Genomic DNA, 26,638 nt, shown 5'->3' on the forward strand with positions numbered 1-26,638 from the left:
TTTGATCCTGACTACCCCAGACACCGCCTCGTTGCCTCTGCGCACGCATCACCTGGATGCTCGCTTGCATAACGCGGGACGAGACGGTATCTACCTGACCGGAACGAATCATGACCACGCTCCATCCCGTCGTCGCCGAAGTCACCGAACGCCTGCGCGAGCGCAGTCGCGAGACGCGCGCGGCCTACCTCGCACGGATCGACGCGGCGGACCGCAGCGGGCCGCGCCGCGGGCACCTGTCCTGCGGCAACCTCGCGCACGGCTTCGCCGCCTGCGGCACCGAGGACAAGGCCGCGCTGCGCAGCGGCCAGCAAGCCAACCTCGCCATCGTCACCGCCTACAACGACATGCTGTCGGCGCACCAGCCGTACGAGCGCTACCCCGCGCTGATCCGCCAGATCGCCCGTGACGCCGGCTTCACCGCGCAGGTCGCTGGCGGCGTGCCGGCGATGTGCGACGGCATCACCCAGGGCCGCGCCGGCATGCAGCTGTCGCTGTTCTCGCGCGACGTGATCGCGCTGGCCACCGCGGTGGCGCTGTCGCACGACATGTTCGATGGCGCGCTGTTCCTCGGCATCTGCGACAAGATCGTGCCGGGACTGCTGATCGCCGCACTGAGCTTTGGCCATCTTCCCGCCGCCTTCGTGCCCAGTGGCCCGATGCCCAGCGGCATCCCGAACGAGCAAAAATCGAAGGTGCGCCAAGCCTTCGCCGACGGCAAGGCGAGCAAGGCCGAACTGCTGGAAGCCGAAGCCGCTTCCTACCACGCGCCTGGCACCTGCACCTTCTACGGCACCGCGAACTCCAACCAGATGCTGATGGAGATCATGGGCCTGCACTTGCCCGGCGCCAGCTTCACCCCGCCGGACACGCCGCTGCGCGACGCGCTCACCGCCGAGGTGGTGCGCCGCGTCGCCGACCTCAGCGCGCTGGGCGACCATTACCTGCCGCTCGGCCACCTCATCGACGAGCGCGCGATCATCAACGGCGTGATCGGCCTGCACGCCACCGGCGGTTCCACCAACCACCTGCTGCACCTGGTGGCGATCGCGCACGCCGCCGGCATCCAGCTGCGCTGGGATGACTTCGACGCGCTGTCCGGCGCGATCCCGCTGCTGGCGCGCGTGTACCCGAATGGCTACGCCGACGTGAATCAGTTCCACGACGCCGGCGGCATGGCGTTCCTGATCGACCAGCTGCTCGGCGCCGGCCTGCTGCACGCCGACGTGCAGACCATCTTCGGCACCGGCCTGGAAGGCTACACGCGCGTGCCGCAGCTGGACGAGGCCGGCGACATCGCCTGGCTGCCGGTGGCCAAGCAGAGCGGCAACCGCGGCGTGCTGCGCGGCGTGGACGAACCGTTCCGCGCCGACGGCGGCCTGCGCATGCTCGACGGCAACCTCGGCCGCGCGGTGATCAAGGTCTCCTCGGTACCGGACGACCGCCTGCTGATCGAGGCGCCGGCGATCGTGTTCAACGACCAGGACGAGGTGGCTGGCGCGTTCAAGCGCGGCGAGCTCAACCGCGACTTCGTGGCGGTGGTGCGCTTCCAGGGTCCGCGCGCGAACGGCATGCCCGAGCTGCACAAGCTCACCCCCACGCTGGCGCTGCTGCAGGACCGCGGCCACCGCATCGCCCTGCTCACCGACGGGCGCATGTCCGGCGCCTCCGGCCGCGTGCCGGCGGCGATCCACGTGACCCCCGAGGCGGTGGCCGGCGGCAACCTCGCCAAGATCCGCGACGGCGACCTCATCCGGCTGGACGCGGCGAACGGACGTCTGGACGTCCTGATGGAAGCGCACGAGCTGGACGCCCGCCTGCCGCACGTCGCCGACCTGTCCGCCGAGCACAGCGGCATGGGCCGCGAACTGTTCGGCCTGTTCCGCCAGGCAGCCGCCAACGCCGACCTCGGCGCCGGCGTGCTGTGAGCTCGTGCCCCTCCCCTGCGCAGCAGGGGAGGGTTGGGGTGGGGTCGCTCTTGACCTATCCCGCCAACCTGAGCAACCCCCTCCCAACCTCCCCCTGCTCTGCAGGGGGAGGAGCCAACAGTCCGGAGCCCACGTGACCAGTCCCATCGAACACAAGCAGCAGCAAGTCGAAGCCCTGATGCGGCTGGCGCCGGTGATTCCGGTGGTGATCATCGACGACGCGAGGGCCGCGGTGCCGATGGCGCGTGTGCTGGTCGCCGGCGGCATCCCGACGATCGAGGTCACCCTGCGCACGAGCGCCGCGCTGGACGCGATCCGCGCGATCGCCGCCGAGGTGGAAGGCGCGGTGGTCGGTTGCGGCACCGCGCTGTCCGCGCGCGACCTGGCGGCTGCGCAACAGGCCGGCGCGCGCTTCGCCGTGTCGCCCGGCACCTCGCCTCGCCTGCTCGACGCCGCCGACGACAGCGAACTGCCGCTGCTGCCCGGCGTGGCCACCGCCAGCGAGGCGATGGCCCTGCTCGAACGCGGCTACCGGCATCTGAAGTTCTTTCCGGCGGTACCGGCCGGCGGCCACAAGCTGCTCGGCGCCTGGGCCAGCCCGCTGCCGCAGATCCGCTTCTGCCCCACCGGTGGCATCAGCCTGGCCAGCGCGCCGGATTTCCTGGCCCTGCCAAACGTGCTCTGCGTGGGCGGCTCCTGGCTCACTCCCGCCGACAAACTCGCCAGCGGCGACTGGACCGGCATCGAGCAGCTGGCGCGCGAGGCAGCGGCGTTGCGCTGAGTCCGCTGGCGCGCGATACCGGGTAAGGTGCGTTCCTGCACACGCTCGCCGATCCCGCGGCGGCCCCGGCAAGGAACCATCACGTTGAACATCGGACCGCTGGCACTTTCGTCGGCCGTGCTGGCGCTGCTGTTCGGCGTCATCGCTGCGCTTGCCACCGTCGGCTTTCTGCGCCGACGCGGCCATGCCGACGCCGGCAACGCGCTGTACCTGGCACTCGGCTTCGGTTTGCTGGTGGCGCGCATCGCCTACGTGGCCGGCTGGTGGCCGCAGTATGCGCAGCAGCCCTGGAGCATCTTGAACATCCGCGACCAGGGCTTCGACCGGATCGCCGGTCTGCTCGGCCTGCTGCTGGCGACGACCTTGATCGGCTGGCGCCGGCCGCCGCTGCGCCGGCCGCTGGCCGCCGGCGTGGCGGTCGGCATCGCGGCCTGGGCCTTCGCCGGGCTGGCCGCGTACAAGCTGGCCACGACCACCCATCCCGGCCTGCCGGCCTTCGTGCTGAGCGACCTGGACGGACGCGAGGTGCCGCTGCAAACGCTGCGCGGCCAGCCCACCGTGATCAACCTGTGGGCCACCTGGTGCGGGCCGTGCCGGCGCGAGATGCCGGTGCTGGCCGAGGCGCAGCGTACGATGTCGCAGGTGCGCTTCGTGTTCGCCGACCAGGGCGAATCGGCGGCGGCGGTGCGGCAGTTCATGCAGGTGCAGCGGTTGACGCTGCAGCACGTGCTGATCGACGGCAACCTGCAGCTGTCGAACCAGTACAACGTGCGCGGCTACCCGACCACGCTGTTCCTCGACGCCGACGGCCGCCTGCGCGAGCTGCACATGGGCGAGCTGTCGCGCGCCACGCTGGCCGAACGACTGCAGCGGATCACCCCGCCCCCCACGCACTGACCGGCGTCCGTGGGGGCGCACCCTGTGCGCGATGCTTTCCGTCACATGACGAAGAGCATCGCGCACAGGGTGCGCTACATCAGTTCAATTGGCCGGCTCGGCGTCCAACCTTGCCATCACCGCGTCGGTGACGCGCGCGCAGCGCTGGCCCATGAACGGGAACGCCCCGCTCATGGTTTCGGCCAGGCTGCCGTGCAACGACGTGCGCAGCAGCCGGCGCGCGCGATACAGGCGGGTTTTCACCGTCTCCGGCTTGATCGCCAGCAGATGGGCGGTTTCCTCGACCGAACACTCCTCCACCTCGCGCATCATGTAGACGGTGCGGAATGCCGGCGGCAGGTCGTCGATGGCGTGTTCGAGCAGGTGGCGGATCTGGCTGCGGGCAGCCGCGACGGCCGGATCCTCGCTACCGAATTTCGAGGGGAACTGGATGACCTGGTGGGTATCGTCCACCGCCGCGTCGACCTGCTCCAGGTCGACCATGGTGTGCCGTTTGCGCAGGCGCCCGCGCGCCTCGTTCAGCACGATGCTGGTCAGCCAGGTCAGCAGGGTCGAGTCGCCTCGAAACGAATCCAGCTTGTGATAGGCACGCATATACGATTCCTGCAGCACGTCTTCCGCTTCCGAATCCTCGCCGAGCACCGCGCGCGCCACGCGGAACAGCCGCTGGTTGCAGCGCTGCATGATGTGGCGGAACGCCTCGCGATGGCCGTCGCGGACCAGCGCCACCAGCGCGTGATCGTCCAGTGCGGCGACATCGACGGGTGAAACATGGGCATGGGCTGACATGGCTTTCTCCTTTTACACCTGATCCGATGCATCGGGGTGACTTGAGGTTCCCGGGTCAGAGCCTGTGAAGAAAACCACTCCCTGTGGTTTTCTTCTATCGCGAGTCCGGTACACGCCCGGACTCGCTCACGCGAATCAGGCACCTGCGTGCCCGATCCGCGACCGGCCATCCCTGGCCGGCTGAGAGGTTGAATAGCCACAACCTCTCAGCCGGCCAGCGTCGCCAGGATCTCGCCACGCCGCGGTTCCCGCGCAAATTCGCCGAGCAGGCGCCGGGTCTGCATCGACACCCCGTGCAGGCGCACCCCGCGCGAGGACAGGCAGTCGTGGCTGGCTTCGATGATCACCGCCACGCCGCGCGGCTGCAGCACCTTGGCCAGCGTGTCGGCGATCTCCACGGTGAGCCGCTCCTGGATCTGCAGGCGCCGGCCGAACGCCTCGACCAGCCGCGCCAGTTTGGAGATGCCGACCACGCGCTGGTTCGGCAGGTAGGCGATGTGCACCACGCCGCGGATCGGCGCCAGGTGGTGTTCGCAGGTCGACTGCAGCGGAATGTCGCGCAGGATGACCAGTTCGTCGTAGCCGCCGACTTCGCCGAAGGTGCGGCTGAGCAGGCTGGCCGGATCCTGCCGGTAGCCGGCAAACCATTCCTCGTACGCACGCACCACCCGCGCCGGAGTGGCCAGCAGGCCTTCGCGCGCGGGGTCGTCGCCGGCCCAGCGGATCAGCGTGCGCACCGCGGCTTCGGCCTCGGCGCGGGTCGGATGCGGGGTTTCGGCCGCTGCAGGCAGTACGGCGGGCTGGGCAAAAGCCTGGTCGACATCGAGCATCGGAGAGCCTTTTTCGGTAGTGGTCGACCATCCGATGAACTGGCTGCGCCCGAGGTTCCCGCGCGCGCAGCCGATTCACCCGGAACCTCTCGCGGGCTGATCGCATCCCATGCGCACTGGTACGTCTATAGCGTGCATCCGTTCGCTGGCGCTACCCATCTGAAGGAGTGATCACCATGAACAAGACCGTCTTCGCACTCGCCCTCGCGTTGGCCTTCGGCGGCACCGCCGCCGTGCAGGCGCAGCACGCCCCAGCCACCCCCGCGCACAGCATGTACGCCTCGCAGATGAACTGGTTCGGCGGCGGCACCTACAGCGGTGCGCCCGCGCTGAACGTCACCGCCGCCCTGGTCGAAGCCGGTGGTGGCGCCAGCCACTTCGACTTCGCCACGGCGCTGGTTTCGATGCTGGGCCAGGACACCGTCAACGCCGAAGTGGCCAAGCTCACCAAGCAGTACGGCAAGACCGCCACCGACAACTTCATCGCCGGCATGACCTTCGCCGTCAATGACGGCCTGAAGCGCGCCACCGAAGCGGGAGTGAAGCTGCCGGCCGCGCCGGCCGACCTGAAGGGCGCGAAGCTGGCCAGCACGCTGGTGACGGCCGGCACCACCACCGACGGCACCTGGTGGTCGGGCTATCTGTTCGACAAGGCCCTGTCGCACGACATCCACGTGCAGGTGATGCAGGACATCGACGCGAAGTTCGGCCATGGCGCCGACGAGAACACTCACAAGATCCTCAACCAGGCGATGTACGACGTAGCGCAGGCGCTGAAAGTGAAGGGCGTGAAGCTGGCCTCGCTGCACTGAGCCGGTTCGTTCGACGGCACTGTCCCGGGCACCTCGCGTTGCACGCAACGCGGGGTGCCCGATGACTCAGGCCACTTCCTGCCAGTTGAAGTACCGTCGATCAGCGATGCCCAGCAGGTCAAGATCCTCGCTGGTGTCGCCATAGGCGTAGACGCAGTCGAAGTCGCCGGGGTCGTACTGCTGCAGCACCCGCCGTGGCTTCTCGGCGCCGACGCACTGGCTTCCACGATAGCGACCGCTGTAGCGGCCATCGACCACTTCCAGCTCCGAGCAGATCAGCGCCAGCCCGTGCCGGCGGCACCAGTGCTGCAGATAGGCGTCGAGCCCGCCGGAGACGACCACGACCACGTCGCCCTGCGCCTTGTGCCAGGCGATGCGTTCCATCGCCTGTTCGCGCAACACGCCGGGCAGTACCTCGCGCGCGAACCGCTCACCGGCCTGGTCCAGTCGCGCCATCGGCTCGTCGCGAAAACCGAAGCGCACCACGTGCGAGCGGATCGCATTGCTGGAAACGAGGCCGAGCTTGTAGCCGATCACCACCGGCGCCAGCAGCCACTTGCCGACAGCCAGCCGCCGCGGCGTCACCGCGAAATGCATGAAATCGGCAAACATCTCGCGGGTGGTGATGGTGCCGTCGAAATCGAACAAGGCAAGATTCATGCGTCGATACCTCCTTTCGTCATCGGAAGTTCCTTCTCACCAACGCCAGCCATAACGCTTTTCGCGTATCTCGTGCATCGGTCCGCATACCCGCATAACTGCCCGTAGGAGCGCACCCTGTGCACGATGCTCTGATGCCGGGCAGAGCCAAGAGCATCGCGCACAGGTGCGTACCTACATCAGCGCGACGGGCAACGACGCGCGATCAGTGCCTCGACTCATCCCTCACCGGCTTCACGTACGTTCCGAACAACTCGTCGATGCGCCGGTATTCGTCGTACCAGGAATCGGCATGCACGAAGCCGTGGCGTTCCAGCGGGTACAGCGACATCCAGAAGTTCTTCTTGTGCAGTTCGATGAAGCGCTGGTACAGGCGGATCGAATCCTCGGCGAACACGTTGTCGTCGATCAGGCCGTGCTGGATCAGCAGCGGGTCCTGCAGCTTTTCCGCGTATTCGATCGGCGAGCTGGCCCGGTACGCCGCGGGATCGAGCTGCGGATCGTTGAGGATGTTCGAGGTGTACTCGTGGTTGTACAGCGTCCAGTCGCTGACCGGGCGCAGCGCAGCGCCGGCGGCGAATTCGCCGGGCGCGCGCAGCAGCGCCATCTCGGTCATGAAGCCGCCGTAGCTGCCGCCGTAGATGCCCACGCGCCGCGGATCGACGCCATGGTTTTTCACCAGCCAGGCCTTGCCGTCGAGCAGGTCCTCCAGCTCCGGGTGGCCCATCTGGCGGTAGATCGCGGTGCGCCAGGCGCGGCCGTAACCTTCCGAGGCGCGGTAGTCCATGTCCAGCACCACGTAGCCCTGGCTCACCAGCAGGTTGTGGAACATCTGCTCGCGGAAATAGTACGTGGACGACAGCTTGACGTTCTGCAGGTAGCCGGCGCCGTGGACGAAGATCACCGCCGGTCGCGAGGCGGGCGCATCGGTTTCATTGGCCGGGCCGTAGTACTTCGCGTAGATCGAGCCGGCGCCGTGCGAGGACGGCACCTCGACGATCTTCGGCGCGATCCAGTCGTGCGCCAGGTAGGCCGGCTTCATCGTCCGGGTCAGTTCGCGCGGCGTGCCGCCGGCGGCCGGCTGCACCGCCAACTGGGCGAACAGGTACGGCGCGGAATGCAGCACGGCCAGCTGCGTGCCGTCGGGCGACAGCGCGAAGTCGTCCATGCCCTGGTAGTTCGTCACACGCGCCAGCTCGCCGCCGGCGGACGGCACGCGGTAGACGTCGTAGCTGTACGGCGCCACCTTGTTGGTGCGCAGGTAGAACCAGCGACCGTCCTCGCCAAGCTGCGGATGGCTCACCTCGAACCGGCCAGTGGTCAGCGCCTTCGGCTTGCCGCCCAGCGGCTTCGCATACAGCTGCGACCAGCCGGTTTCCTCGGACAGGTACCACAGCGTGCGGCCGTCCTTCAGCCAGCCGAAATCGTTGAAATTCCAGTTGATCCACGCCGGGTCGGTGAGCCGGTGCTGCGGCACCAGCGCGTGCCTGTCGAAGTCCACGCTGGCGATCCAGCGGTCCTTGTTGTCGATCGCGCGCAGCTGGATCGCCAGCTGGCCGCCGTCGTCGCTCCACACGATGCCGCCGCCACCAATGTCATCGGTGCCGGCGATGATGCGCACCGCGCGCACGTCGGGCGCCTTCAGCGCCTTCGCCTCGTCCTGCTTGCCGGCCTTTTCCAGCGCGGTCACGGCCTGCGCACGCAGCGCCTTGAGCGGGTCGTCCTTGATACCCGGCAGGCCGTCGGTCTTCAGCGGGTACTGCTGATGCCCGCGCAGGTCCAGCAGCAGCAGCGACTGCGGCGCGGGATCGTTGCGCCCGACATAGATGCGCGCGTCCTGCGGCTCGGTATAGCCGCTCTCGGTGACGTAGTGGTTGACCTTGGGCGCCTCGCCCTTGGCGTAGTCCCTGGGCACGGTGACCAGCAGCATCCAGCGGCCGTCCGGCGACAGTTCGGTATCCACCGCAGCGATCTTGTCGCCGAGGTAAAACGGTGGCGGCGCACGGCCCGGGTCGGCCGCATCCTGCGCCTTGTCCTCGTCGCGCGCGGCCTGCTTGTCGGCCTTGATCTCGCGCAGCGTCTTGAACAGCTCGAGCTGGCGCCTGCCCAGCGCATCGGGCTGCTTCGCCTGCGGATCGTCGGCGAATTTCAGGATCGCCGCCGGCGCCGCGACGCCGCTGGCCAGGTCGTAGCTGTACCAGTCGTTGCCGGTGCGGTACTGCAGCGCGCGGCCGTCGACAGAGAAGCGCGGTGCGACTTCGTCCTGCGGCGTGCGCGTGACCTGGCGGCGCCGGCCGCTGGCCAGGTCGACCACGAACACGTCGCCATGCAGGATGAAGGCGGCATGCCGGTGCGCGCGGTCGAACACCGCCGGACCATCGGCCTGCGCCCGCTCGGTCGGGTCGAGCTTCACGCTCTGGCCGGTCGCCGGGTCGACCCGGTACAGGTCGCGCAGCGGGCTGCCATCACGCTTCATCGAGTAGTACACATGGCGTCCGTCCACGCTCCAGTACGGCTGCTCCACCGCCTGGCCGATCCAGTCGGGGTTGGCCATCACGGTTTCCAGGTCCAACGGCGTCGACGCCGGCGCGGCGGCGGCCGGCGCAGCAATGAAGGCGACGAGGGCGGCAAGCAGCAAACGACGCATGGGTTCTCCCCTGGCAAAAAGGCCAGCATACCCGAGCCGGCCGCAGGTACGCGGCCACCCTGCCGATAGTCAGCGGTCGTCGGCTGCAATGGCGGCGGCGCGTTGCTACTCTCCCGGGCCTCCACGTCTTTCCATGGAACCCGCCATGCGCCTCGCGTCCTTTGTCGTCCCCCTGCTGCTCGCCGCCGGCGGCACCATCGCGGCCCAGCTGCCGCCCGTGAATCCGTCGCCGAAGCCACCACGCGAAGTGGCGCTGATCGGCGAATCGCAGCCGCTGCCGCCGCCCACGCCGCGGCAGGCCGCGTCCAGCGAGTTCCACGGCGTCAGCGTGGCCGATCCGTACCGCTGGCTGGAAAACCCGGACGCCCCGGCGGTGCGGCAATGGATAGCCGCGCAGAACGCGTACACCGAGGCGGCCCTGGCCGCGATGCCGCAGGGCAAGGCGCTTACCGCGCGGGTGCAGCAGTTGGCGATCACCTCGACCACGCGCTCCGGCCCGACGCTGGCCGGCGGCACCTTGTTCTACCTGCAGCAGATCCCGCCGCAGCCGCAGCCGGTGCTGATCGCACAGGCCTGGCCGGACGGCGCGGCGAAGGTGCTGGTGGACCCGAACGTCGAGCACGGCGGCACGGCGATCACCGCCTACTGGCCGTCGCCGCGCGGGCGCTACCTCGCCTACGGCACCGCCGAGGGCGGCAGTGAGCTGACCACCATCCGCGTGCTCGACGTGGCCAGCGGCAAGACCCTGCCCGACACCCTGCCCTGGGCCGGCGGCGGCACCACCCCGCAGGGCCTGGCCTGGGACGCCGACGAGCACGGCTTCAGCTACGTGCGCTTCGCGCCGCCAGCGGCCGGGCAGGAAGTGGAACAGTTCCACGCCACGCTGGTGCACCACGCGCTGGGCCAGGCCGCCGCGACGGACCACGTGGTGTTCGGCCAGGGCTATTCGAAAACCGCCGAGTACGTGCTGGTGAATGCGCCGGCCAGCGCGCAGGCCGCGGTGCTCACCTACGACGGCGATGGCGGCCCGGCCGAAGTGTTCCTGCAGCACGACGACGGCTTCGCCCGCGTGCTCGACCGCCACGCCAACGTGCGCACGGCGGCTTGGGTGAATGGACGTCTATATGCCGCCGCATTCCAGGATGCGCCGCGCGGCCGCATCGTGGCCATCGGCAGCGACGGCAAGGCTGTGCCGGTGCTGGCCGAACGCGCGGGCGCGATCCAGCAGATCGCCCCGCTCGGCGACGGCTTCCTGGTGGTGCGCAGCTGGGGTCCGGACTGGTGGGTCGAGCAGTACGCCGCCGGCGCGAAATTCGTGCGCCGGCTGCCGCTGCCGCCGCACGGCATCGGCATCGGCGACATCGCCGCCGAATCCGGCAGCGACAAGGCGCTGGTGAGCTACAGCGGCTGGACCACACCCACGCGCTGGGCCGAGTACGACGGCAAGAACGGCACGCTGAAGACCGTGTTCGAGGTGAAGCCTGCCGCCGACTACTCGAAGGTGGTGGTGCAGCGCATCGACGGCAGCTCGAAGGACGGCACCAAGATCCCGGTGACCGTGCTGTCGCTGCAGGGCACCACGGCGAACGGCAAGCGGCCCACCATCCTGTACAGCTACGGCGGCTTCGACCTGCCGGTGAAGCCCGGCTTCATCGGCGCCAGCCTGGCCTGGCTGGAACGCGGCGGCGTGCTCGCCTACGCCAACCTCCGCGGCGGCAACGAGAACGGCCAGCCATGGCACGCGCAGGGCCAGAAACTGCACAAGCAGAACGTGTTCGACGACTTCCACGCCGCCGCGCTGGCGCTGATCGACGCGCGCTGGACCGACCGCGGCCATCTCGGCATCCTGGGCGGCAGCAACGGCGGCCTGCTGATGGGCACGCAGATCGTGCAGCACCCCGGCGACTACCGCGCGGTGGTGGCGCGCGTGGGCATCTACGACATGCTGCGCCACGAGACCCACTTCGCCAACGGCCCGTACAACATCCCCGAGTACGGCAGCATCGCGGACCCGGCCCAGTTCAAGGCCACCCTGGCCTACTCGCCGCTGCAGCACGTGCAGGCGAACACCGCCTACCCGGCGGTGCTGCTCACCACTGGCGAAAACGATCCGCGGGTGGCGCCATGGCAATCGCGCAAGTTCGCCGCCGCGCTGCAGAACGCCAGCTCGTCGACGCAGCCGATCCTGCTGCTGACCCACACGAACGCCGGCCACGGCATCGGCGCCCCGTTCAGCCAGCGCGTCGGCGACACTGCGATCGGCCTGACCTTCTTCGCGCACGAGCTGGGGTTAGCTGTCGAAAAATAAATCACCCCACCCCGTTGTAGGAGCCCGCTGGCGGGCGATGCTCTTGTTCTGTCATCAGGGCAGGAGCATCGCCCGCCAGCGGGCTCCTACGCGTCGAGGCGGGGAGCAGGACTGCTACGATGACACCCGTCTTCCACCATCGATCCATGCCATGTCCCTGCCCACCGTCGAACACGAAACCGGCCCTTCGCCCCGCTACAGCGTGATCTGGCTGCATGGCCTCGGTGCGGACGGCAACGACTTCGCGCCGATCGTGCCGGAGCTGGTGGACCCGGCGTGGCCGGCGTTGCGTTTCGTGTTTCCGCATGCGCCGGTGCGACCGGTGACGATCAACAACGGCATGTCGATGCGCGCGTGGTACGACATCATCGGCTTCGACGCGCATGCGCGGCAGGACGAAGCCGGCATCCGCGCCTCGATCGCCGCGGTCGAGGCGCTGATCGAACGCGAGCACGAGCGCGGCGTGCCGAGCGGGCGGATCTTCCTCGCCGGCTTCTCGCAGGGCGGCGCGATCGCGCTGGCCGCGGGGCTGCGCCATGCGGAAAAGCTGGCCGGCATCGTCGCGCTGTCCACCTACCTGCCGATCGCCAGCGCGCTCGCCGCCGAGCGCAGCGCGGCAAACGCGGCCACGCCGATCTTCTGGGGCCACGGCACCGCCGACCCGGTGGTGGTGCTGCCGCGTGGCAGCGCTTCGCGCGATGCGCTGCAGGCGCTGGGTTACGCGGTGGACTGGCACACCTACCCGATGGCCCACGCGGTCTGCGCCGAGGAGATCGACGACCTGCGCCGCTGGCTGGGCCAGCGGCTGACGTAAGCGCGACCGCGCTGCGGCATACTTGCCAGCATGCGCGAACCCACCTCCCGCCGCGCCGCACGCGGCCGCACCGAACAAAGTCCGCTGCCGGACTTCTGCCAGCTGCCGGCGCTGTTCGCGCTGCTGGTGGTCGGTGCGCTCACGGTCACCGTGATGTGGCTGGCTCGCGACAACCCGCGCGACTGGTCGGCCTACAGCGTCGGCATGCTGTTCGCGACTCTGCTGGGCATGGTGGCCGCGGTGGTGCTGTGCGCGCTGCGGCCATGGCTGCAGCGCCTGCCCGGGCACCTGCCGTATGCGGGCGTGTGGCTGCTGCTGCTGCTGATCGTGCTGCTCGGCAGCCTCGCGGCGCACTGGTTCGACGGCGCGCTGCAGATGCACCTGGTGCGCGGCAGCCTGCCCGTGTTCGTGTGCGACAACCTGTTGATCACCGCCCTGCTCGGCGCCGCGATGCTGCGCTATTTCTACGTGCTGGCGCAGTGGCAGGTACGGCTGGCAGCAGTGAGCCGCGCGCAGGTCGAAGCACTGCAGGCGCGTATCCGCCCGCACTTCCTGTTCAACAGCATGAACACCGTGGCGGCACTGATCCGGGTCGATCCCGCCGCCGCCGAGCGCACGGTGGAGGATCTCTCCGAACTGTTCCGCGCCGCGCTGGGCCAGCACGACAGCGCCGACGGCACGCTGGGCGAGGAGCTGGCGCTGGTCGAACGCTATCTGGCGATCGAGCAGTTGCGCCTGGGCGAACGCCTGCGCGTGCGGCGCGAACTGGACGAATTGCCGGGCGATTTCCCGCTACCACGCCTGCTGCTGCAGCCGCTGGTGGAGAACGCGGTGCGCCACGGCATCCAGCCGCTGCGCGAGGGCGGCGAAGTGACCCTGCGTGGCTGGCGCGATGGCCGCGACATGCGCATCGAGATCGGCAACCCGCTGCCGCCCACCCCGCCTGCCGCCGGCAACGGTCATGGTCTGGACAGCGTGCGCCAGCGCGTGGCCTACCGCTATGGGCCGCAGGCGAGCGTGCAGGCCGGCGCGCAGGGCGAGCGCTTCGTGGTACGGCTGCAACTGCCGGGGGGAAAAGGCTGATGCGCGTGCTGGTGGTCGACGATGAGCCGCTGGCGCGCGCGCGCCTGACCGCCCTGCTGGCCGAATGCGCCGAAGTGGAGGTGGTCGGCAGCGTCGGCGACGGCGAGGCCACGCTGGCCGCACTGGACGAACTGCAGCCGGACGCGCTGCTGCTGGACATCAACATGCCCGGCACCGACGGCGTGGCGCTGGCACAGCGCCTGGCCGGCCGCACGCGGCCGCAGGTGATCTTCTGCACCGCCTACGAGGCACACGCGCTGAAGGCGTTCGAGCTGGGCGCGGTCGACTATCTGCTCAAGCCGGTGCGGCTCGACCGCCTGCGCGACGCGCTGCAGCGCGCGCAACGCCGCCTCGCCGACGCCCCGCGCGAACCGCCCGCCTACCTGCACGGCCGATTGCGCGGCGAGCAGGTGCGCATCGCGCTGGACGAGGTGATCTGCCTGCTCGCCGACGAGAAATACGTGGTGGTGCAGCACCGCCGCGGCGAGCTGCTGATCGAGGAATCGCTGCGCCAGCTGGAAGAAACCTACCCCGACCAGCTGATCCGCCTGCACCGCAACTGCCTCGTCCCGCCGCCGCGCCTGCTCGGCCTCAAGACCCTCGCCGACGGCCGCGTGCTGGCCCGCCTCGACGGCAGCGAACTCAACCCCGAGATCAGCCGGCGCAACCTGCCGGCGGTGCGGAAGCTGCTGCGGCTGGGGTGAATGTCCGAGCTGCCGAACTCAACAAGCAATCCAGCATGACGATACTTGCCATCGCAGATGGTGGATGACAAGACATGGCACCGCGATCCGTGAATATGCCATGCGGCAGCGTTGTTCCGGCTTGAGGGCTTTCCGCACGACCCGGTGTTCGCTCTTTGCCACCATCCTTGAATCGGGGCTGGTGCTTTCGTGCGTGTTCATGCCGGCACGCCATCCGGGGAGGCGTCACGATCCTGTGCCGGGGATTAACGGACGGCCGCTTCAAGGCAATCGGCGATGTCCGCGGTTGCAAGAGCCAAGGAGAAACGCCCCGCTTATGCCAGCATCACGGGCACCCTGGCCCAGCCGCCCACCGGCGCCACCTCGCGTTCGGCCGGCGACTGTGGCGCCAGCATGATCGAGGAAGTCGCCGCCAGCAGTGCCTGCATCGCGATGCGCAGTTCCAGCGTGGCCAGCGGGCGGCCGGGGCAGGCGTGCCGGCCAATGCCGTACACCAGGTTGTACGTGGCGTTGCGCTGCGGGTCCATGGCGTCGGGGTTGCCGAACACGCTTTCGTCGCGGTTGGCGGACGTCCAGTTCAACTTCACGCGCGCCCCTTGCGGCAGCTCCACGCCGCCGATCGTGACCGGACAGGTGGTCACGCGGCGATTGGATACGAACGGGTCGTCGATCCGCAGGATCTCATCGACGATGGCGTCGAACTCGACGTCGGACACGCCCGCACGCAGCCGATCCTGCATGGCAGGTTGCGTGGCCAGGCGATGCACGAGCACGCCGACGCACAGTGCGATGGTGCCCAGGTCACCGCCGGTCCAGTTGCGCAGGACCGAGACGATCTCCTCATCGGTCAAAGGCCAGCCGTCCACTTCGGTCCGCATCAGCCGGGCGGTGACATCGTAGGCGGCGTCCGGGGGCGCGACATCACGGCGCCGCGCGAGTACGTCGCGGATCAGCGCATCGAAGGCCTCCGCCACTTGCCGTGTCCGCGAGCGGTCGCCCATGCGTGTGGCGGCGTGGTTCTCGGCCACCCAGTCCACCAGCTGGTCTTCCAGATCGCTCGGCCAGCCCAGCCACGCACTCTGTGCACGGACGGCAAACCGGCTGCCGAACCCGCCCACCGCGTCCACTGCAACCCCTCTGGGCAGCAACGCGACCACGTCGACCGCCGCCCGGTGGAATGCCCCCTGGAAGGGGGCGAGTGCCCCCGGGGTGAGAAAGCGGTCGAGCGCCGTGCGGTAGGCGCTGTGCTCCGCGCCATCCAGCCCGTTGGGAATATGCAGGTGGCGCGACACCGCGCTCGAGAAGCGCTGGTCGTCCCGTGCGGCCTGCAGGACCAGGTCGTGACTGAGCAGCACCCAGTCCCCCTGCACGTTGCGGACCACGCCATGCCACGGGCGCAGCTCGTCGGTGTAGGCCCTCAGGTCCCTGCCGATGGCGGACAGGTCCTCAGGCATGTGGTCGGTCATGCGTAACCTCTGCGGGCGGGGAAGCCGCTGGCAGTTGCCATTATCGCCGTTCCGCGTACCAGGCCACAGCCGGCACACGCAACGGCCATCCAGGGGCGGGTAGCGCCGCCGCGGTCCCGCGTTGGCTCGTCACTCCACGGGCGGTGACGTAGCATGGGGCCACGGGTGATCACTTTGCCAACAGCGCGCCTCCGCACCGAAAGGTCGAGGTCAGGGCCACCGTGTTGCTGTTCGGGCTGGCCTGGGCGCTGCTGCGCGGCAGTTTCGGCATGAGCAATTACCGGCGCGACCACGGCCGCCTGCCGGGACAACCGGCCCTGCTGTGCTGGTGGCTGTTGTTGCTGGCCCATCCGCTCGCACTCTACGTGCTACGGGCCGATCGCAGCGACTTCGATGTATGGCGGTCCCTGCCGCTCGCCCTGCATGTGCCGTTCTTTGGCATCTTCGGGAGGAACATGAGCACCAAGTAGCCGGACCGGGATGTTCCGCCGCCACGAGGCCTCTCTCCACCTGGCGTGGACGAAGCGCATGCGTCAATGGTCGGTAAACATGCATGAGGAACCGCCATGAGCCATCCCTTCAAGGTCGGCGATCACGTGCGCTGGAATTCGGAGGCCGGCTATGTGACTGGCCGGATCACCGCAGTGCACACGCGCGATACGGAATACAAAGGTCACCTGCGCCACTGCAGCGAGGCCGACCCGCAGTACGAGATCCAGAGCGACAAGACCGACCACGTCGCCATGCACAAGGGCGCGGCGCTGCACAAGATTGACTGAGATGCCCGACGACCCCGCCACGATCTGGACGATCGGCCATTCGACCCGCACGTTGGAGGAATTCCTCGGCTTGCTGGATGAATACCGGATCGAGGCGATCGCCGACGTGCGCCGTTTTCCCGGTTCGCGCCGCTACCCGCATTTCGCCAGCGACGCGCTGGCCGCCACGCTGCCCGCGCACGGCATCGTCTACCAATGGATGCCCAGACTCGGCGGCCGGCGCAAGGTGCAGCCGGGCTCACCGAATACGGGGTGGCGCAACGCCTCGTTCCAGGGCTACGCGGATTACACGGCCACCGCGGAGTTTGCCGACGGCCTCGCCGAGCTGCTGGCGCTGGCCGCCGGCAAGCGCACCGCCATGATGTGCGCCGAAGCGGTGTGGTGGCGCTGCCACCGTTCGATCGTTTCCGACGTGCTGAAGCTGCGCGGCATCGAGGTCATCCACATCATCGACGCTACGCACAGCACGGTGCACCCGTACACCTCGCCGGCGCACATCGTGGACGGCCGGTTGAGTTACGCACCGGCGCAAGGCGGCTTGCTTTAGCTGGGCACGCTTGGCGAAACCCCGTCCGCGGTTGAAGTTCGCGCATGCTTCCCAGCGTGCGCTGCGGGCGACTTTCCCAGAGCCAGTCAAGAGTGCCCCTTACCCTTCCCTCTCCCCGGCGAGACCGGGAGAGGAGGTCGAGGACCCCGGCGTGGCCGCAACGGGTGAAGTGCGATGCCTGCCTTCGCCGGCATGACGGGATGAGGGTTCGATGCCAGCCCGCGCGCTAACGGTGGAGAGGAAGCGAGCCGTTCGGGCAGCAGGCATGGGAGCGGCAAGGGCATCGCCCGCGAGCGGGCTCCTACGGGAGCATCGGGGGACCGATGCGAACCACGCTACTCCTTCTTGATCGCATGCCCGCCGAACTCGTTGCGCAGCGACGCCAGCAGTTTGTCGGCGAACGAGTCGCTGTCGCGCGAGCGGTAGCGTTCCATTAGCGACAGGGTGATTACCGGGGCGGACACGCTCAGTTCCATCGCCGCATCCACGGTCCAGCGGCCCTCGCCGGAGTCGACCACGTAGGGTGCGATGCCGTCCATGTTCGGGTTCTTGCCGAGTGCGTCGGTGGCCAGGTCGAGCAGCCACGAGCGCACCACGCTGCCGGTGCGCCAGATCTCGCCGACCTGGTGCAGGTCCAGGGCGAACTCCTGCTTGTGCTTGAGGATCGCGAAGCCTTCGGCGTAGGCCTGCATCATGCCGTACTCGATGCCGTTGTGGACCATCTTGGTGAAGTGGCCCGAGCCGACCGGACCGACGTGACCCCAGCCCTGGTCCTTCGCCGGCGCCAGCGTCTCGAAGATCGGCCGCAGCGATTCGACGGTGGTCTTGTCGCCGCCGATCATCATGCTGTAGCCCTCCTTCAACCCCCACACGCCGCCGCTGGTGCCGCAGTCGACGTAGCCCAGCTCGCGCTCGGCGTAGCGCTGCGCTCGGCGCAGGGTGTCCTTGTAGTTGGAATTGCCGCCGTCGATCAGCGTGTCGCCCTTGGCCAGCAGCGGCAGCAGCGCGCTGACGGTGTCGTCGGTGACCTTGCCGGCGGGCACCATCAGCCAGATCACGCGCGGCGCGGGCAACGCGGCGACCAGCGCGGCCAGCGAGGCGACCGGCGCGATGCCATTCGCCGCCGCGGCCTGGCGCGCGTCGGCGCTGGGGTCGAAACCGGTGACCTTGTGGCCGCCCTTCACCAGGCGTTCTGCCATGTTCGCGCCCATGCGCCCGAGACCCACCATGCCAAGTTCCATCGTGCTCACTCCGTAACGGGAAAGGTTGTCGTGTTCATGCGTGCCGTTTGCCGGCATCCAGCCAGCCGCCGTCGAAGCCGGCGCGGCGCAGCCCGTCGACGATCCAGCGGCAGCCGCGCATCAGCTGCCACGGCATGCCGCTGCGATGGTTCTCCACCATCAGCATGATCGGGCCGAGGTTGACACCGAAACAGTACGGCGATACCCAGCCGTCCAGCGGCTGGCCGGGCTTGTCGCCCCAGGTCTGGTTGAAGCTGGCCTTGAAGCCGTAGGGATGCGCGTCGTGCAGCTGCAGCGTGTGGATGAAGTAGTGCACCGTCGGCAGCACGATCTCCGGCGCGAACGGCAGCGACGCCACTACCGCCCACGGCGCCAGCGTGCCGTCGTCGATGCCGTACGGCGCGCCGCGGCCGACGTAGTCGTAGAACTGGCGCTCGATGCCGTCGATCTTCAGTGTCGCCGGGCCGGGCCCGTCGCTGGCGGTGATGCCCCAGCAGTGCTCGCCGTAGCCCTTGAAGCCCAGCGGGTTGTCGCTCGCATAGCGCTGCTGGACCAGGGTGGCGCGGCGGCTGTTCTCGAAATAGTCGATGCCCTTGCCGCGCATGAACGCGTCCCGGATGCCGCGAAAGTCGATCCACACCTGCGACAGCTGGTGGGTGAACAGTGGGCCGCAGTACAGGTAGTCGATGTCGTAGCAGCGCTTCCACTCGTAGGTGGACGACCAGGCCGCATAGGCTGCGGGCGGCAGCGGATGTGTCGGCGAGCCGAGCGCCAGCACGTACAGCAGCAGGCCCTCGTCGTAGCCCTGCCAGCGATGCGGGATGAAGCCGCTTTCCGGGTGCCAGCCGTGGCCGATGGTGCCGTCCGCGGCCTGCGCCCACGGCCAGTCGGCGCGCTGATAGAGGAAGTTCGCCGTGTCGCGGATCTCCTTCTGCTCGGCGCTGTCGTCGTCGAAGTACGCGGCGGCGGTCAGCATGCCGGCGAACAGGAAGGCGCTGTCCACGGTGGACAGTTCGCACTGCCACACGCGCCGACCGGTCTGCATGTCGAGGAAGTGGTAATAGAAGCCGCGGTAGCCGCTGGCGTCGGGTTCGGTGCCCTGCGGACTGTCGCGGAAGAAGCGCAGCGCGGCGAGCGTGCGCTTGATCGCCTCGTGCCGGCTCATCAGCCCGCGTTCGACCGCCACCGGGTAGCAGCTCAGCGCCAGCCCGGTCGCGGCGATGCTGGCCGGCCAGTCCGGCGCGGTCTTGTCGGAGACCAGGCCGTTCTGCAGGTTCGTCTCGTACTGGAAGTAGGCGAACGCCTTGTTCTGCAGGCGCTGCAGCCGCGTATCGGATCCGAGCGGATGGCTGGGCGGGTGGGAACGCATGGATCTCGTCGTGGCCTGTCGCAGTGAGGGCACCCGGGCGCGCTAGACGCCGCGCCTCGGCGCCGGACCCGCATGCTCGATGGATGCGGCATGCATCCTACTCCGCGGCAGGGTGAAGCGCGGATTGACGCCGCCTATGCTTCGCGCGGCGCACGCTGGAACTTTCGTCGCCGTCGACGGAGTCGCCATGCCATCGCCTTCCTCGCGCAGCATCGATGCGGAGCAGCGCTGCCTGCTGTCCAACGGCCGCTACAGCGTGATGCTGGGCGCGAACGGCGCCGGCTTCAGCCGCTGGCGCGGCCTGGCGGTGACGCGCTGGCGCGAGGATCCGGTCGGTGACGGCTGGGGCAGCTACCTGCTGCTGCGCGACGAGGATGACGGTGAAGCCTGGTCAGCCAGCCGGCAGCCGTATGGCACGCACAGGCCGGACGACGCGGCCGCGTTCGACGCCGGCTGCGCCCGTTTCAGCCGGCGCCACCACAGCGTACATAGCGTGCTGGAGGTGGCGGTAGCCGCCGACGCCGACATCGAACTGCGCCGGCTCAGCTTGAGCAACCACGGCGACCGCAAGCGCACGCTGTCGCTGACTTCGTACGCGGAGTTGGTGCTCGGCCCGATCAGTGCCGACGACGCGCATCCGGCGTTCTCCAAGATGTTCGTGCAGACCGCATGGGACGCCGCGCACGGCATGCTGCTGGCCACGCGGCGGCGGCGCGACGCCAGCGAGGCCGAGGTGTGGGCCGCGCAGGCGATGCAGATCGCCGGGGCGGAAGGCGGCGATGCCGGCGAATGCGAAACCGACCGTGCGCGCTTCCTCGGTCGCCTGCGCACGCTGCGTGATGCGCGGGCGATGCAGCCGGGGGCCGCGTTGTCGAACACGGTCGGCTGCGTGCTCGATCCAGTATTCAGCCTGCGCCGACGCTTCACGCTGGCGCCGGACAGCAGCGTGACCCTGCTGCTGTGGACGCGATTGGCCGATTCGCGCGACGGCGCCATGGTGCTGACCACCCAACTCGGCGATGCGGACGCCGCCGAGCGGTTGTTCGACGGCGCCGGGCAACAGGCCGAAGCCGAGCGCCGACGACTCGGCATCGGCGCCGCGCAGGCGGCGCGATTCACCGGCTGGATGAGCGCGCTGCTGTACAACGATCCGCGCCAGCGCGCGGCGCCCGACGCGCTGGCGCGCGGCCGCGGCGGCGCGCCAGTGCTGTGGTCCGCCGGCATCTCCGGCGACCGGCCGATCATCCTGCTTCGCCTCGGCGAAGCCGACGACCTGGCGCGCGTGAACGAGGTGCTGCAGGCACAGCAGTATTGGCGCAGCCAGCAACTCGCCGTCGACGTGGTGTTGCTGCACGGCGCCGGCGACGCGTGGCAAGCCGCGCTCGATCCGCTGGTGAGTGCGCAGCAGGCGCGCCTGAAAACCGGTGACCGGTTGCCCAAGGCCGAACTGTTCGCGTTGCGCGACGACGCGATCGGCGAGGACCTGCGCAACGGCCTGCTGACGGTCGCGCGCGTGGTGCTGGATGGCGCGCCGCCGGCGCCGGCCGCGCCCGGGTCGACGCCCGCCCCCGCCGCGCCATCGGCGATCCGCGCAACCACCACGGCTGCGGCTGCCGCCGTCACCGCCAGCACCGACGCGCCGGAATTCGCCAACGGCCACGGCGGCTTCGTCGATGGTGGCCGCGCCTACCGGATCGAACTCGACGAACAGCGCCCCACGCCCGCACCGTGGGTGAACGTGATCGCCAACCCCGCGTTCGGCTGCATGCTGTCGGCCGAAGGCGGCGGCTACGCATGGTCGCTCAACAGCCAGCAGAATCCGCTGACGCCGTGGCCGAACGATCCGGTCAGCGACAGCCCGCACGACGTGCTGTACCTGCGCGACGAGGACACCGGCGTGCTGTGGAGCGCCACCGCGCTGCCGATCCGCGTGGCCGGCGCGCACTACGCGGCCACCCACGGCAAGGGCTGGACGCGCTTCGAGAACGACGCTCACGGCATCGAGCTGGAGCTGCTGGCGTGCGTGCCGACGGACGACCCGCTCAAGCTGTCGCGCCTGCGCCTGCGCAATCGCTCGCCGCGCGCGCGGCGGCTGTCGGTGACCGCTTACGTCGAGTGGGCGCTGGGCGCGAACGGCAGCACGCCGGCGCCGTTCGTGATCACGTCGCGTGACGAGCGCACCGGCGCCTTGTTCGCGCGCAACCGCTGGCGGCCCGACTTCGGCGACCGCGTGGCGTTCATCGATCTGGCCGGACCCGCGCATTCGATGAGCGGCGACCGCTACGAATTCCTGGGGCCGCTCGGCACGGTCGCACTGCCGCTCGCGCTGCGCGACGGCGCGCCGCTGTCCGGCCGTCTCGGTGCCGGACTGGAACCGTGCGGCGCCCTGCAGGTGCGCATCGAACTGCCGCCGGGCACGCAGCTCGACCTGCGGCTTCTGCTCGGCGAGGCCACCGACGAGGCCGCCGCGCAGGCGCTGGTGGAGAAATATCGCGTGATCGACATCGACGACGTGCTCGCCGACATCGCCGCGCAGTGGAATGGCCTGCTCGATGCCGTGCAGGTGCGCACGCCCGATCGTGCGCTGGACATCCTGCTCAACGACTGGCTGCCGTACCAGGTCGCCGGTTGCCGGCTGTGGGCGCGCACCGCCTACTACCAGGCCAGCGGCGCCTACGGTTTCCGCGACCAGCTGCAGGACGTGATGGCGCTGTGCGTGAGCCGCCCCGATCTCGCCCGCGAACACCTGCTGCGCGCCGCCGGCCGCCAGTTCGCCGAAGGCGACGTGCAGCACTGGTGGCTGCCGCCGCACGGCCAGGGCATCCGCACGAAAGTCAGCGATGACCGCCTCTGGCTGGCGTACGTGGCCATGCATTACGTCGAGGTGAGCGGCGATGCAGCCGTGCTGGACGTAGCGCTGCCGTTCCTCGCCGGCCAGCCGATACCCGACGGCGCCACCGACGCGTTCTTCCAGCCCGAGCCCTCCGAGCGGCAAGCCAGCGTATACGAGCACTGCGCGCTGGCGATCGACACCAGCCTCGCCTGCGGCGCGCACGGCCTGCCGCCGATCGGCAGCGGCGACTGGAACGACGGCATGAACGCGGTCGGCGCCGAGGGACGCGGCGAGAGCAGCTGGCTCGGCTGGTTCCTGCTCGCCACCATCGGCGCGCTGGCGCCGTACGCCGAACGACGCGACGAGCAGGAGCGCGCGCAGCGCTGGCGCAGCCATGCCGACGCGCTGCGTGCCGCGCTGGAACGGGCGTGGGACGGCCAGTGGTATCGCCGCGGCTACTACGACGACGGCACGCCGCTGGGTTCGCACGCAAGCGACGAGTGCCGCATCGACGCCATCGCGCAATCGTGGAGCGTGCTGGCCGACATCACCGATCGCGTGCACGCGGTGCAGGCGATGGAGTCGGTGGATCGCCTGCTGCTCGACCACGACAATCGCATCGCGCGCCTGTTCACCCCGCCGTTCGACCACAGCCGCGAGAACCCCGGCTATATCAAGGGCTACCCGCCCGGCGTGCGCGAGAACGGTGGCCAGTACACGCACGGCGCGGTCTGGTCGATCTTCGCCTGGGCCGGCCTCGGCGACGGCGACCGTGCCGGCGGACTGTTCGACCTGCTCAACCCGATCCGCCACGGCGACAGCCCCGAAGCGATCGAGCGCTACAAGGTGGAACCCTACGTCGCCTGTGCGGACGTCTATTCGGTGGCGCCGCACCTCGGCCGCGGCGGCTGGACCTGGTACACCGGCTCTGCCGGCTGGCTGTATCGCGCCGGACTGGAGGCCTTGCTCGGCTTCCATCTGCATGGCGAGCGGCTGCGCATCGAGCCGTGCATGCCGAAGGATTGGCCAGGCTTCCGGCTCAGCTACCGCCGCCGCGGCGAACGGCGCGTCACCTGCTACGAGATCGAGGTGGAGAACCCGCAGCGGGTTTGCCGTGGTGTGGCGCAGGTTGAACTGGACGGCCAAACGCTAGTTGCCAACGAGGAGGTGCCGCTGGCCGATGACGGCGGCACACACCGCCTGCGCATCACCCTTGGACCGTAGGGCGGGCACCGCCCGCCATTCGCCATGCGACGCCTACGCAGAAGCGGCGGGCAGTGCCCGCCCTACGCGGGAGGACGACACAAGGAGGAGGAGGCGTCGCGGGCGTCACCCGCGCCGGGTGCGCGAGGCGCCGAGCTTGCGGGTCAGCGTATTGCGGCCCACGCCCAGCGCCTGCGCCGCGTTCTGCCGGTGCCCCTCGTGCGCCTGCAGCGCGGCTTGCAGCAAGGTCTGGTCGAGCGCCGCGCGGGCGCGCGCATGGATGTCCGCCTCGCCGTCGGTCAGCGCCTGCGTGGCCCACTCGCGCAGTGCGTCGGTCCACTCGCCGCCGCGCGCCGCCTCGGCGCTGCTGCCGAGGTCGGTCGGCAGGATCTCGCTACCTGGCGCGATCACCGCCAGCCGCCGGCACAGGTTCTCCAGCTCGCGCACATTACCGGGGTAGTCGCGCTGGGCGACCAGCTTCAGCGCGGCCTTCGAGTAGCGCTTCGGCGGCAGCTTCAGCTCTTGCGCAGCGGCGGCAAGGAAGTGGCGGGCCAGCAGCGGAATGTCGTTGCGGCGCTCGCGCAGTGCAGGGAGATGGATGCGAACCACGTCGAGGCGATGCATCAGGTCGGCGCGGAACGCGCCGGCGGCGACGCGCGCGGCGAGATCCTGGTGGGTGGCGGCGACGATGCGCACGTTGCAGCGGATCAGCTCGCGCCCACCCACGCGGTAGAACTCGCCACCGGCCAGCACGCGCAGCAGCCGCGTCTGCAGGATCAGCGGCATGTCGCCGATCTCGTCGAGGAACAGCGTGCCGCCCTCGGCCTGCTCGAAGCGCCCGGCGACGCGACGGGTGGCGCCGGTGAACGCGCCGGCCTCGTGGCCGAACAGTTCGCTCTCCAGCAACTCCGACGGAATCGCCGCGGTGTTCAGCGCCACGAAGGGCTTGTCGCGGCGCGCGCTTTCCTCGTGCAGCGCGCGCGCCACCAGTTCCTTGCCGGTGCCGGTCTCGCCGGTGACCAGCACGTTGAGGTCGCTGGCGGCAACGCGGCCGATCAGCCGGAACACCTCGCGCATCGGCGCGCTTTCGCCGAGCAGCGCATGGTTCGGCGCGAGCGCCGGGCCGGCGGGCACTGCCGGCGCGGCCACGCTGGCCAGCGCGCGCTGCACCGCGGCCACCGCCTGATCGAGGTCGAACGGCTTGGCCAGGTAGTCCACCGCCCCGGCGCGATACGCCGCGGCGGTGGTGGCCACGTCGGTGTACGCACTCATCACGATCACCGGACCGATGCCCTCTGCCTTGAGCCCGCCGAGCAGGCCCAGCCCGTCCTCGCCCGGCATGCGCACGTCGGTGAGCAGCAGCGCGGGGCGCGCCTCGCGCAGCGCCGCGCGCACAGCAGCCACCGCGTCGAACTCGCGCACCGCGAGCCCGGCGTCGCGCAGCGCCTCGGCCAGCACGAAGCGCACGCCACGGTCGTCGTCGAGTATCCAGATTTCGTCAGTCATCGCTCATCTCTACGGATTCCTCCCCCTGCCTGCAGGGGGAGGTTGGGAGGGGGTGGCGCCGGGTGGCGGGGAAGATCAAGAGCGCACCCCTCCCCAGCCCTCCCCTGCTACGCAGGGGAGGGAGCACGTGCGGGACATGGCTCGCTCCGCCGGACTCCTCCCCCTGCCTGCAGGGGGAGGTTGGGAGGGGGTAGCGCCGGGTGGCGGGGAAGATCAAGAGCGCACCCCTCCCCAGCCCTCCCCTGCTACGTAAGGGAGGGAGCACGTGCGGGACATGGCTCGCTCCGCCGAGCTCCTCCCCCTGCCTGCAGGGGGAGGTTGGGAGGGGGTTGCGCCGGGTCGCGAGAGAGATCAAGAGCGCACCCCACCCCAGCCCTCCCCTGCGACGCAGGGGAGGGAGCAGAGCGTGCATGCGCGAATCAGTCATGCGGGCGCTCCATGGGCAGGTACAGCGAGAACACCGTGTGGCCGGGGCGGCTGGCGTAGCGCAGTTCGCCACCGTGTTCGTGGGCGATCTCGCGCGACAGCGCCAGGCCCAGGCCAGTGCCGTCGGCGCGGCCGGAGACCAGCGGCTGGAACAAGGTGTCGCGCAGCGCGGCGGGCACGCCGGGGCCGTCGTCGACCACGTCCACGCGCAGCGCCATGCGCAGCATCCGCTCGCCCACGCGCACGCCGTGCTCGATCCGCGTGCGCAGGGTGAGCGTGCGTGCGCCGGCTTCCAGCGCGTTGCGCGCAAGGTTCAGCAGGATCTGCTGCAGGCGATCGGCGTCGCCGTGCAGGTCGGGCACGCTGGGGTCGTAGTCGTGGCGCAGCTGCGGCGGCGCGGGTTCGGCCAGCAGCAGGTCGGCGAGCCGCTCCAGCAGGCGATGGATGTTGACCGGGCCGAGCTGCGCCGCGCCGTCGTGATGCAGCAGGCGGTTGGCCAGCGCACCGAGGCGGTCGGCCTCGGCGATGATCATGCCGGCCAGCGCCTGCAGGTCCTCGCCCTCGATCCGCCGCTGCAGCAGCTGTGCCGCGCCGCGCAGGCCGGCCAGCGGGTTCTTCACCTCGTGCGCGAAGCCGCGCAGGGTGGCCGACAGCGGCGAGGTGGCCGGCGACGGTTCGGCCAGCACGTGCACTTCCAGCAGCAGGCCGTCGCCGAACGGCTGCAGCGCGATGTCCGCGCTGAGCTTGCGGTCGTCGGCCGTGGCGAGCGCCACGGCGCGCCACTGCGTCGACCGCTGCTCCGCCAACACCTTTGCCGCCTGCGCCGCGCCCTCGTCGGCATCGTCCAACAGCAGGCCGAGCGACTGTCCCACCGCGTTGCGGAAACCCAGCCCCAGGCCTTCGACCAGCGCGGGGTTGAGCCAGCGCAGGCGCAGGTTCGCGTCGACCAGGGCCAGCCCGGTCGCCGTCTGCTCCGCCCACGTCCGCCACACCAGCTCGTTCATTGCACCATCAT

21 protein-coding genes are annotated in these 26,638 nt (G+C 69.7%); 12 read left to right on the forward strand and 9 right to left on the reverse strand.

Annotated elements, in window-relative coordinates; translation table 11 throughout:
- Positions 1–110: 110 nt before the first annotated feature.
- The 3 genes from edd to AC3WTD_RS05580 all read left to right on the forward strand — a co-directional run bounded on the left by edd (position 111) and on the right by AC3WTD_RS05580 (position 3,606).
- Positions 111–1,928: a phosphogluconate dehydratase gene (gene edd / locus AC3WTD_RS05570; protein WP_492613153.1), complete on the forward strand. Its 1,818-nt coding sequence runs from the start codon at positions 111–113 to the stop codon at positions 1,926–1,928.
- A gap of 133 nt (positions 1,929–2,061) precedes the next feature.
- Positions 2,062–2,709 (forward strand): bifunctional 4-hydroxy-2-oxoglutarate aldolase/2-dehydro-3-deoxy-phosphogluconate aldolase, encoded by a 648-nt coding sequence (gene eda / locus AC3WTD_RS05575; RefSeq protein ID WP_492613154.1) that lies wholly within the window; start codon positions 2,062–2,064, stop codon positions 2,707–2,709.
- An 84-nt stretch (positions 2,710–2,793) separates the two neighbouring features.
- Entirely contained in the window at positions 2,794–3,606 is an 813-nt protein-coding gene (locus AC3WTD_RS05580; RefSeq protein WP_027491280.1) for a TlpA disulfide reductase family protein, read from the forward strand.
- Between the two features lie 84 nt (positions 3,607–3,690).
- Here the strand turns inward: AC3WTD_RS05580 and AC3WTD_RS05585 are convergent, their stop codons facing one another.
- On the reverse strand, positions 3,691–4,395 hold the full coding sequence (locus AC3WTD_RS05585; protein WP_027491279.1) for an RNA polymerase sigma factor: 705 nt from the start codon (positions 4,393–4,395) through the stop codon (positions 3,691–3,693).
- Positions 4,396–4,601: 206 nt separating this feature from the next.
- Positions 4,602–5,225 carry a GTP cyclohydrolase I FolE gene (gene folE, locus AC3WTD_RS05590; protein WP_492613155.1) on the reverse strand — a complete coding sequence of 208 codons (624 nt, stop codon included), beginning with the start codon at positions 5,223–5,225 and terminating at the stop codon, positions 4,602–4,604.
- Positions 5,226–5,401: 176 nt separating this feature from the next.
- Here folE and AC3WTD_RS05595 point away from each other — a divergent pair, with 176 nt between their 5' ends.
- Positions 5,402–6,037: a hypothetical protein gene (locus AC3WTD_RS05595; protein ID WP_027491277.1), complete on the forward strand. Its 636-nt coding sequence runs from the start codon at positions 5,402–5,404 to the stop codon at positions 6,035–6,037.
- Positions 6,038–6,103: 66 nt separating this feature from the next.
- Here the strand turns inward: AC3WTD_RS05595 and AC3WTD_RS05600 are convergent, their stop codons facing one another.
- Both AC3WTD_RS05600 and AC3WTD_RS05605 read right to left on the reverse strand, forming a co-directional pair.
- Positions 6,104–6,697 carry an HAD family hydrolase gene (locus AC3WTD_RS05600; RefSeq protein ID WP_027491276.1) on the reverse strand — a complete coding sequence of 198 codons (594 nt, stop codon included), beginning with the start codon at positions 6,695–6,697 and terminating at the stop codon, positions 6,104–6,106.
- A gap of 205 nt (positions 6,698–6,902) precedes the next feature.
- A complete protein-coding gene (locus tag AC3WTD_RS05605) occupies positions 6,903–9,344 on the reverse strand; it encodes a S9 family peptidase (RefSeq protein ID WP_492613156.1) in 2,442 nt (813 codons plus the stop codon).
- Positions 9,345–9,489: 145 nt separating this feature from the next.
- Between AC3WTD_RS05605 and AC3WTD_RS05610 the strand changes: the two genes are divergently transcribed.
- From AC3WTD_RS05610 to AC3WTD_RS05625, 4 genes are all read left to right on the forward strand, one after another.
- On the forward strand, positions 9,490–11,652 hold the full coding sequence (locus AC3WTD_RS05610; protein ID WP_492613157.1) for a prolyl oligopeptidase family serine peptidase: 2,163 nt from the start codon (positions 9,490–9,492) through the stop codon (positions 11,650–11,652).
- A 151-nt stretch (positions 11,653–11,803) separates the two neighbouring features.
- Positions 11,804–12,466, forward strand: a complete 663-nt coding sequence (locus tag AC3WTD_RS05615; protein ID WP_492613158.1) for an alpha/beta hydrolase — start codon at positions 11,804–11,806, stop codon at positions 12,464–12,466.
- Positions 12,467–12,496: 30 nt separating this feature from the next.
- Positions 12,497–13,549: a sensor histidine kinase gene (locus tag AC3WTD_RS05620; RefSeq protein ID WP_492613159.1), complete on the forward strand. Its 1,053-nt coding sequence runs from the start codon at positions 12,497–12,499 to the stop codon at positions 13,547–13,549.
- Positions 13,549–14,253, forward strand: a complete 705-nt coding sequence (locus tag AC3WTD_RS05625; protein WP_492613160.1) for a LytR/AlgR family response regulator transcription factor — start codon at positions 13,549–13,551, stop codon at positions 14,251–14,253. The genes AC3WTD_RS05620 and AC3WTD_RS05625 overlap by 1 nt, the downstream gene beginning before the upstream one ends.
- A gap of 314 nt (positions 14,254–14,567) precedes the next feature.
- Here AC3WTD_RS05625 and AC3WTD_RS05630 read toward each other — a convergent pair whose 3' ends face one another.
- Positions 14,568–15,719: a cytochrome P450 gene (locus tag AC3WTD_RS05630; protein WP_492613161.1), complete on the reverse strand. Its 1,152-nt coding sequence runs from the start codon at positions 15,717–15,719 to the stop codon at positions 14,568–14,570.
- Between the two features lie 221 nt (positions 15,720–15,940).
- On the opposite strand from AC3WTD_RS05630, the gene AC3WTD_RS05635 reads away from it, so the two are divergent.
- From AC3WTD_RS05635 to AC3WTD_RS05645, 3 genes are all read left to right on the forward strand, one after another.
- On the forward strand, positions 15,941–16,189 hold the full coding sequence (locus AC3WTD_RS05635; protein WP_492613162.1) for a hypothetical protein: 249 nt from the start codon (positions 15,941–15,943) through the stop codon (positions 16,187–16,189).
- Between the two features lie 96 nt (positions 16,190–16,285).
- Complete coding sequence (locus AC3WTD_RS05640) at positions 16,286–16,498, forward strand: hypervirulence associated TUDOR domain-containing protein (RefSeq protein WP_027491268.1); 213 nt, start codon at positions 16,286–16,288, stop codon at positions 16,496–16,498.
- Position 16,499: 1 nt separating this feature from the next.
- Positions 16,500–17,045, forward strand: coding sequence for a DUF488 domain-containing protein (locus AC3WTD_RS05645; RefSeq protein ID WP_492613163.1), 546 nt, complete (start codon positions 16,500–16,502; stop codon positions 17,043–17,045).
- 335 nt (positions 17,046–17,380) lie between these two features.
- Here the strand turns inward: AC3WTD_RS05645 and gnd are convergent, their stop codons facing one another.
- Together gnd and AC3WTD_RS05655 are read right to left on the reverse strand one after the other, a co-directional pair.
- The gene (gene gnd / locus AC3WTD_RS05650; protein ID WP_008437677.1) at positions 17,381–18,286 is read right to left on the reverse strand and encodes a phosphogluconate dehydrogenase (NAD(+)-dependent, decarboxylating); all 906 of its coding nucleotides are present in this window, start codon (positions 18,284–18,286) and stop codon (positions 17,381–17,383) included.
- A 34-nt stretch (positions 18,287–18,320) separates the two neighbouring features.
- Positions 18,321–19,655, reverse strand: a complete 1,335-nt coding sequence (locus AC3WTD_RS05655; RefSeq protein WP_492613164.1) for a glucoamylase family protein — start codon at positions 19,653–19,655, stop codon at positions 18,321–18,323.
- A 187-nt stretch (positions 19,656–19,842) separates the two neighbouring features.
- Here AC3WTD_RS05655 and AC3WTD_RS05660 point away from each other — a divergent pair, with 187 nt between their 5' ends.
- Positions 19,843–23,712: a GH36-type glycosyl hydrolase domain-containing protein gene (locus tag AC3WTD_RS05660; RefSeq protein ID WP_492613165.1), complete on the forward strand. Its 3,870-nt coding sequence runs from the start codon at positions 19,843–19,845 to the stop codon at positions 23,710–23,712.
- A 105-nt stretch (positions 23,713–23,817) separates the two neighbouring features.
- Here the strand turns inward: AC3WTD_RS05660 and ntrC are convergent, their stop codons facing one another.
- Together ntrC and AC3WTD_RS05670 are read right to left on the reverse strand one after the other, a co-directional pair.
- The gene (ntrC, locus tag AC3WTD_RS05665; protein WP_492613166.1) at positions 23,818–25,197 is read right to left on the reverse strand and encodes a nitrogen regulation protein NR(I); all 1,380 of its coding nucleotides are present in this window, start codon (positions 25,195–25,197) and stop codon (positions 23,818–23,820) included.
- 419 nt (positions 25,198–25,616) lie between these two features.
- A complete protein-coding gene (locus AC3WTD_RS05670; protein WP_492613167.1) occupies positions 25,617–26,627 on the reverse strand; it encodes a two-component system sensor histidine kinase NtrB in 1,011 nt (336 codons plus the stop codon).
- Positions 26,628–26,638: the final 11 nt, after the last annotated feature.

It is taken from the genome of Rhodanobacter sp. FW106-PBR-R2A-1-15, from assembly GCF_058789735.1.